This window comes from Fusibacter sp., from assembly GCF_057447755.1.
Genome location: NZ_JBVBZF010000368.1, coordinates 1 through 3,328, shown reverse-complemented (window position 1 = coordinate 3,328; position 3,328 = coordinate 1). Strand labels below are relative to the sequence as shown.

The following is a 3,328-nucleotide window of genomic DNA, read 5'->3' as shown; positions in this document are numbered from 1 at the left end:
TTGAGCTGTTTGTAGATTAAGGCGAATGCCACCATAGAAATCACCATTTCTGGTACTAGGTATGCAGCGTTGTAGCCAGCTGAGTAAAGCACTGGTGACATCCCTTCTGGTGCATACATACCAAAGAATACCACGCCTGAAATGAAGTGCGCGATAAACCTTCCAGCGATTGCAATGGCAACCCCGACAAATATTTTCTTAACATCCTCTGTTTTATGTGCAACGTAACCCATAATGCCAAGTAAACCAAAAGCAACTGGGTAATCTAAGAGGATTGAAATCGGGTGTGCTGCATAAGGACCAATAATAAATTGAATAATACCGTATACGACGCCTGCTAATATACCTTGAGTACCACCCCATCTATAGGCATAGATTAAAATTGGCACCATACTGCCCGCTGTTACAGAACCGCCATATGGCATTTCAGCAACCTTGATAAAGCTGAGTATTGTGGCGATGGCAATCATCATTGCCCCTTCCACGAGCATTCTTACTCTTAAACTTGAATCTCTTTCCATAGTACAACCTCCATTTTCGACTCAAAATGGTGGAAACAAACAAAAAGACCCTACACGAAAATGTGTAGAGTCTAAAACTCGTTTTTCCACACTTTCCTCCGCTAGTTTTATCTAGTTCAGGTTCAAAGGGTTACGTCTTATCAACGCTCTCAGCCAAAGGCACCCCTAGGTGAATCATATATTTTATTTTTTACTCTCACAGTGTAACACAGAATCATCAATAATTCAAATTTAATTAAGATAATGTTATACTATTAATACTTACGGATTAATCCATTATTAGGAGGCACTTTATGCGCTATAGTGTAGAATATAAAACGGCGATCATTTCCCTCGCTCAACTCTTTGAGCACCATACACCCGATCGACCGGGTGGCCATTGCCAGGGGTGCGAAAAAAAGGGAAAATATTGGTCCTGTCCCCCCTTTGATTTTGATGCCATCGATATTTTAGGTGACTATAAATATATATTGGTGATTGGCGGTAAGGTTCGGGCTGAAGAGGGCACGGATTTGGTAGATGCTTATTACGCTTCTAGAAAAGTAATTGGCAGCAAGTTAATTGAACTCGCCCACGACAATCGATATGAAGTACTCATTGCAGGTAATTGCGATCTTTGTGACCCCTGTCAGAAGGTGCTCGGCAATGCATGCATCAATCCTAGAGATATGAAGTACTCCCTAGAATCGCTTGGTTTCCTAGTGGGATCTCTCACCAAGCAAACCTTAAACGAAGAACCCCAGTGGAAAAAAAGCGGTAAAGCGCCAACATACCTACTTAACGTGAGTGCCGTTCTCGTGAAAAATATCGATCACCTTAAGGGTGTCGCAGAAAAGCTTACCAAATAATTATGCTATTAAAGATACTAAAAAATCTCCAAGTGATGGTCATGCATCTTTGCATGTATCGCTTGGAGATTTTACTTTAAACCATAATCATTTTTCTTTGCCTTTGTAAGGGTTCTACATAATTTCCTTGTTGAAATGGCCTCTTGTATCCGCTTCCTGATTGAAAACAGACCTGCTAATTTCACCCTTTAACTTGCCAAGGGCTTCCTTGACCGTCTGAGCCACCTGGTCCTTTGTTTCGATGGTGAAGTTGAGTCTAAAGGCCTCCACACCTTTGATGCTCGACATTTCATCTAAAAGATTTAGTGTCTTGCCGTTGAGGATGGTCGTCGTGCAATCGTCATGTGTGAGGATTGGGAAAACGCCATGTTCATCCTTTAACTCATACTGCTTTGTTTTACACTTACCACACTGATTCAGTTTCTTAAGCGGGCAATATTTGGTAAAGAGCAACGGTGCCTTGCCGTAAACGATCATTTCCAGTGCTGGATACCCGTCATTTTGGTCATAATAAGCTTGTACAAGGTCATCTATCTGATTTTTGTTGAGTTCATAAGAAAGGGTAATGCGTTTTGCACCTAATTTATAGAGTTCATAACAGCTTGTGGCATTGACCACGTTTAGAGAATAATCCGTCACAAAAGGATTGGTGTCCTTGTAATGATGAATTCCGCCATAGCCCCCCAGTAGTAGTTGACCCTCTCTGTGGGCATACTCAATTTGGTTTCTTCTCACGATATTGTCAAAATATATTTCTTCTATACCAAGATTCTTGCAGACATCATATTGGTCTTGAGTCGTAACAGACGCTGTGAGATAAGGCTTCACAGGTGTAAAGCTAATTTTATCCTGCGACTTAGGCGCTTTTGTGCGCTTCTTTTGACTCTTGACCTTGAGGTCATATAGCCCCTGAACAACATCTCTTCTGGCAGCATTTAAAAGCTTAACCGGTACAAAGGCATTGTGTCCCTCAAACTCGACGCGTCCAAGTTCAAAAATGGTCTCGTTCAACTTTGAAAATTGCTTTTGGACCTGGTCTTCTGTGGTTGGATTGTTAATGGCTTCGCCAAGAATTTCTTCACTCTCGTAAGTGTAGCTAAAGCCTAGACCCTCACCCTCCACAAGAAGCCTTGAATCTGGATAAGCGCGTACCTTCACATTGAGTTTGAAGCGTCTAAATTCGTGGTCTAATGAGGCTTCAAGTTCTTTATAGTAGAGGTTGTCCTTTGTGACATAAACCACATCACCCTTTGACAACTTTTCTTTAGCTTTAACATAACAAACATCTTCTGCTCGGTTGATTAAGTTGCCTTCTTTATCGTAGAGCTTGACCACATTTAAGATCACATCTTCATTGTTATGGCTTATTCTGATAATGTCGTTTTGATTCAAAGGCTTTGAAAGGCTGATTTCATACATGTCCTTGATGATTTTGCTGATTCTGCCGATTTCATAACCGTAGTTATTAGGTCTCATGACATTGGTGATTTCTTTAGCGTCCTCGTGGAACAAGTATCCCTTTGTAAAGGTCCTGTTGAAGGTCTTACTCAGGTCTTCCTTATCCGCTTCCGTCAGTTGACCATCCAGTGCCTTACGGTATTTTGAAACGACATTTGCCACGTAAGCAGGTTCTTTCATACGACCTTCGATTTTTAAGGAATCAATCTCCTTTAAGTCTTCAATGTGGTCGATGGTGTTGAGGTCCTTGGTGGATAGTATATAGTTTTTCGCGATGACGTTGCCAGTCTCTGTCTCGATAATCTCATACATCTTACGACAAGAGCCCACACATCTGCCACGATTTCCACTACGGTAGCCAATAAGTCCCGACATGAGGCAGTTGCCTGAATAAGAGACGCAAAGGGCACCATGTACAAATATTTCTAGTGGAATCTTAGCGATTCGCTTTATCTCTTTTACCTTTTCAATTTCGACCTCGCGGGACAATACGACTCTTTT

The 3,328-nt window shown here is 41.6% G+C and carries 3 protein-coding genes and 1 riboswitch; of the genes, 1 reads left to right on the top strand and 2 read right to left on the bottom strand.

Annotated features, from left to right (window positions below):
• Window positions 1-521 (bottom strand): energy-coupled thiamine transporter ThiT (thiT, locus tag AC220I_RS20285; RefSeq protein ID WP_486725686.1); only part of this gene is annotated, 521 nt, incomplete at its 3' end.
• A 75-nt stretch (window positions 522-596) separates the two neighbouring features.
• Window positions 597-698: riboswitch (TPP riboswitch) on the bottom strand.
• 116 nt (window positions 699-814) lie between these two features.
• On the opposite strand from thiT, the gene AC220I_RS20280 reads away from it, so the two are divergent.
• Window positions 815-1,369, top strand: coding sequence for a DUF2284 domain-containing protein (locus AC220I_RS20280; RefSeq protein ID WP_486725685.1), 555 nt, complete (start codon window positions 815-817; stop codon window positions 1,367-1,369).
• Between the two features lie 114 nt (window positions 1,370-1,483).
• On the opposite strand, the gene AC220I_RS20275 is transcribed toward AC220I_RS20280, so the two are convergent.
• Window positions 1,484-3,328 (bottom strand): U32 family peptidase (locus tag AC220I_RS20275; protein ID WP_486725684.1); only part of this gene is annotated, 1,845 nt, incomplete at its 5' end.

Bases quoted from the DNA above. Each gene is read 5' to 3' on its own strand.
- AC220I_RS20280 (WP_486725685.1), top strand. From the start codon at position 815: ATGCGCTATAGTGTAGAATATAAAACGGCGATCATTTCCCTCGCTCAA.